Here is a 4,262-nt window from a genome sequence, read left to right as displayed (position 1 = left end):
GAGCTGGCGCAGCAGGCTCGACTGCGAGCGGCGCGCGTCGGTCGCGCCGGGCACGTCCAGCGGCAGCCGGGCCGCCTCGACGGCGCCGCGCAGGGACTGGACCGCGTGCAGCAGTCGACTGTCCTGCGCGGTGTCGGTCACACGGTGCAGCCTGCCCTGTCCGGGGCCGTTCGCTCAACTTGACCCGCCGGGCGACGCAGGCGAGCGGGGCTCAAGCGAAGAGGGGCTCCCCGACGTAACCGCCCCTGCGCACGCCGGGCGGCACCGCGAACAGCGCTGAGCCGGTGTGCTGGAGGTATTCCATCATCGCGTCGTCGCGCGACAGCTTGTTCTGGACGGGGACGTACTGGGTGTCCGGGTCCCGGACGTAGACGATGAAGAACAACCCGGCATCCAGCCGCCCGAGGGCGTCGTTGCCGTCGGTGAAGTTGTAGCCGCGGCGCAGCATCTGCACCCCGTGGTTCTGGCTCGGGTGGGCAAGGCGCACGTGGCTGTCCAGGGGGATCAGCGGTGTGCCGCCCCTGCCCTTGAGGGAGAAGTCCGGCTCGGTGAACTCGGTGCCGCCGGACAGCGGAGCGCCTTCCGCGCGGTCGCGGCCGACGATGTTCTCCTGCTCCCGCAGCGACGACCGGTCCCAGGTCTCGATGACCATGTTGATCCGCCGGGCCACGAGGTAGGAGCCGCCCGTCATCCACTCGGCGCGGGGGTCGTCGCCGTCCGCCACCCAGATGAACTTCTCGACCGCCGAGGTGTCCTCCGCCTTGAGGTTGGCCGTGCCGTCCTTGAAGCCGAAGAGGTTGCGGGGCGTCTGTTGGCTGCGGGAAGTGGACGACGTGCGGCCGAAGCCGAGCTGCGCCCAGCGGATCGCCGCCGTGCCGAACGCGATTCGTGCCAGGTTGCGGATCGCGTGGACGGCGACCTGCGGGTCGTCGGCGCAGGCCTGGACGCACAGGTCACCGTCGCTGCGCTCGGACGACAGGTTGTCGGCCGGGAAGTGCGGCAGCCGGCGCAGCGCCTGGGGTTGGCGGTGTGCGAGGCCGAACCGGTCCCTGCCGTCCGCGTCGCGGAACAGGCTCGGACCGAAGCCGAAGGTCAGCGTCAGCCGCGACGGCGGCAGACCGGTGGCCTCGCCGGTGTCGCTGGGGGGCGCGTCATACGGCAGGGGCTGGTCACCGACCGGCTGACCGGCGGTCATCCGGGCGGCCGCGGCGGTCCAGTCCCGCAGCAGCGCGACGAGGTCGTCACGGGAGTCGGTGGTGACGTCGAACGCCGCGAAGTGCAGCCGGTCCTGTGCCGGGGTGACGATGCCGGCCTGGTGGGTCCCGTGGAAGGGGTAGCCGTCCGGCACCGACGACGTCGGCGGGTCGTCGGCCGTGGCGCGCCCGGTGCCGAGCCCTCCCGCGAAGCCCGCCGCGGCGCCGACCGCCGCACCGGCGCCGGCGAGCCCGAAGAAGCGACGGCGCGACACCCCGGGGTGCTCGGTGGACGGGGCCATGGGACCTCCTCGAAAGTCAGCCGGCCAGGGTCGCGGGTCAGGGTTGGCAGGTCAGAGAGTGACGGCGGCGGTGAGCTTCGACAGCGGCTCGGACAGGGCGTTGACGGCGTCGGACAGCTTCCGGACCTGGGTCTTGTCGAGCTCGGTGTAGGAGACGAAGCCGTCGCCCTTCCGGTGCGCGTCCAGCAGGTCCTGCAGAGCGGTGAAGCGCCGGTCGATCTGCCGGTCGAGCTCCGGGTTGTCCTTCTTCAGCAGCGGCCGCAGTCCCTCCCAGGCGACGCGGGCGCCGTCGACGTTGGCCTGGAAGTCCCACAGGTCGGTGTGCGACCAGATCTCCTCCTCGCCGGTCACCTTGCCGGTGGCCACCTCGTCGAGCAGGCCCTTCGCGCCGTTGCCGATCTGGTCGGCGGTGAAGGTGATGGTGCGGGTGCGCTGGTAGAGGTCCTTGGTGTCCTTCAGCAGCTGGTCGGCAATGGCTGTGCGCTGGGCGTCCGTCATCGGCTGGTAGCCGGACTTCGGCGGCCACAGGTCCTTCTCGATGCGGTGCCAGCCGGTCCACTTCTGGCCCTCCTGGAGGTCCGCCTCGCGCAGGTCCATCTTGGGGTCGAGGTCGCCGAAGGACTCGGCGACCGGCTCGATCCGCTCCCAGTGGACGCGTGCATCGGCATACAGTGCTCGGGCCTGCTCGTCCTTGCCCGCCTCATAGAGGGAGACGAACTTCCTGGTCTTGGCGAGCAGCTGCTCGGTCTGGTCCTTGACGTAGCTGGCGTACTGCTCGTTGGCCGCCTTGACCAGCTCGGCGTCCTTGCCGGTGGCCTGCGCCGGCTCGCCGGAGTCGGTGACGGTGAAGGCGTCCCGGATCCCGTCGCCGACCATGCCGGGCTTGCAGGCGGTGAAGTAGTCGCCGGGCGGTGCCTTCACGACCAGGTCGCGGGTCAGGCCGGGCCCGATGTTCTCCACCTCGCCGATGATCCGCAGCCCGTCCTCGGCGAGCAGGTAGAACTCGGTGACCTTGCTGCCGTCGTTCTTGACGTTGAAGACGAGGCTGCCCGACGGCGCCTTCTGCGCCGACACGTCGCAGGCGTCGTTGGTCGAGGTCACGGCCATCTCGCGAGGGCTGTCGGTGCCGCCGCCCTCCGAGGAAGGGCTGTTGCTCGTGCAGGCCGCCATCAGCGGCACGGCGACGGCGAGGGCCAGCGAGGAGGTCACGAGTCGGCGCTTCATGCGGAGGCTCCTTGGGAGGTGGTCGACGCCGGCTTCGGCGCGGTCGAGGCGGTGCGGGGCGGCGTGGTGCGCCGGATCGTCCGGAGGAACAGGAACATCACCGGTATGACGTAGAGCACCCAGACCGCTGCCTCCAGCCAGGTCGTGGCCGGAGAGAAGTTGAGCGTGCCCTTGAGCAGGGTGCCGATCCACGAGCTCGGATCGATGGTGCCGCTGACGTCGAACGCCAGGTCGTGCAGACCGGGCAGGAAACGCGCCTCCTGCAGGTCGTGGACGCCATACGACAGCACTCCGGCCGCGACGAGGATGAGGAAGCCCCCGGTCCAGGCGAAGAACTTGCCGAAGTTGAGCTTGAGGGCGCCGCGGTAGATGAGGAAGCCGAGCAGCACCGCGGTCACGATGCCGAGGGCCGCCCCGATCAGCGGGGCCGTCGTCGACCCGGCTCCGCTGGCGGCTGCCTGGGTGGCGGCCCAGAGAAACAGTGCCGTCTCGAGGCCCTCGCGGCCGACCGCCAGCAGGGCGACGAGCACCAGGGCCAGCCGACCACCGTCGGCGGCCTTGTCGATCTGTCCACGCAGCTCGCCGGACAGGCCGCGCGCCGACCGGGCCATCCAGAAGATCATCCAGGTCACGAATCCGACCGCGATGATCGACAGCGTCCCGCCGATGAACTCCTGCGCCTCGAAGGTCAGCCCGCGGGGGCCGAAGGTGAGCAGCGCCCCGAAACCCAGCGAGACCCCGATGGCGAGGGCGACCCCTCCCCAGATCCGTGGCAGCAGCTGGGCGCGTCCGGACTTGACCAGGTAGGCCACGAGGATGACCACGACGAGCGAGGCCTCGAGCCCCTCACGCAGGCCGACGAGATAGTTCCCGAGCACGGGTCCGTCCTCACCAGATCGAGACGACCGCCTCGGACGAGGCGACGGGCGTATGCCGTCCGGCAGTCTGACATAGGGTTGCCTTACCTCACAACGTGGCCCACGCCACGCAACAGGCGGGGAAGCAGCACGGCGGCGGCGGCCATCAGGAGCACTCCGGCGAGGGCCGCGGCGGACATGCTCTGGGTGAAGGCGTCGCGGGCCACCGCCAGGACCGTGTCTCCGGCGCCGCCCGGAAGGTGCGCCGCGGTGACGGTGGCGCCGGCCAGGGTCTGGGTCGCCTCGTCGGCCGTGCCGGGAGGCAACCCGGCAGGAAGCGCGTCACCCATCTGGGTCCGGTAGACGGCGGCGCCGATGCTGCCGAGCACCGCCATGCCGAGCGCGCCGCCGAACTCGCTCGCGGTCTCCATGAGGGCGGAGACCGCACCCGCCTTCTCCGGCTCGACGGCACCGACCACCGTGTCCGTGACGAGGGTCAGCACGGCGACCAGGCCGACGGCGAGCAGCCCGGCGCCCACGAGGACCACGACCAGGCCGGAGTCGGCCCGCGCCCGGCTCAGCACCACGAACGCGCCCGCGGCCACGGCGAACCCTCCGCTCATCACCCGGGGGCGCCCGACCCGCGCGCCGAGCTGCACCGCGACCGGCGCCGCGCCCGCCACGGC

The 4,262-nt window shown here is 71.4% G+C and carries 4 protein-coding genes; all 4 read right to left on the bottom strand.

All coding sequences use genetic code 11. From position 1 onward, the window contains the following. Positions 1-211 precede the first annotated feature (211 nt). Positions 212-1,495 carry an iron uptake transporter deferrochelatase/peroxidase subunit gene (gene efeB, locus FRW57_RS18035; protein ID WP_152186649.1) on the bottom strand — a complete coding sequence of 428 codons (1,284 nt, stop codon included), beginning with the start codon at positions 1,493-1,495 and terminating at the stop codon, positions 212-214. Between the two features lie 51 nt (positions 1,496-1,546). Continuing rightward, positions 1,547-2,719 carry an iron uptake system protein EfeO gene (gene efeO / locus FRW57_RS18030; RefSeq protein ID WP_152186648.1) on the bottom strand — a complete coding sequence of 391 codons (1,173 nt, stop codon included), beginning with the start codon at positions 2,717-2,719 and terminating at the stop codon, positions 1,547-1,549. Continuing rightward, positions 2,716-3,597 (bottom strand): iron uptake transporter permease EfeU, encoded by an 882-nt coding sequence (gene efeU / locus FRW57_RS18025; RefSeq protein WP_152186647.1) that lies wholly within the window; start codon positions 3,595-3,597, stop codon positions 2,716-2,718. The genes efeO and efeU overlap by 4 nt, the downstream gene beginning before the upstream one ends. 83 nt (positions 3,598-3,680) lie before the next feature. Continuing rightward, positions 3,681-4,262, bottom strand: a 582-nt coding sequence (locus FRW57_RS23450; protein WP_162529411.1) for an MFS transporter, incomplete at its 5' end; no start/stop codon positions are given.

The organism is Segeticoccus rhizosphaerae, assembly GCF_009192725.1.
Lineage (GTDB): Bacteria > Actinomycetota > Actinomycetes > Actinomycetales > Dermatophilaceae > Segeticoccus > Segeticoccus rhizosphaerae.
Note: the sequence above shows the minus strand (reverse complement) of the source record. Positions and strands in the feature narration are given on the sequence as shown.

What these genes read in the sequence shown, in the direction of transcription:
- efeB (WP_152186649.1), bottom strand. Translation starts at nt 1,495, where the DNA reads ATGGCCCCGTCCACCGAGCACCCCGGGGTGTCGCGCCGTCGCTTCTTC.
- efeO (WP_152186648.1), bottom strand. Translation starts at nt 2,719, where the DNA reads ATGAAGCGCCGACTCGTGACCTCCTCGCTGGCCCTCGCCGTCGCCGTG.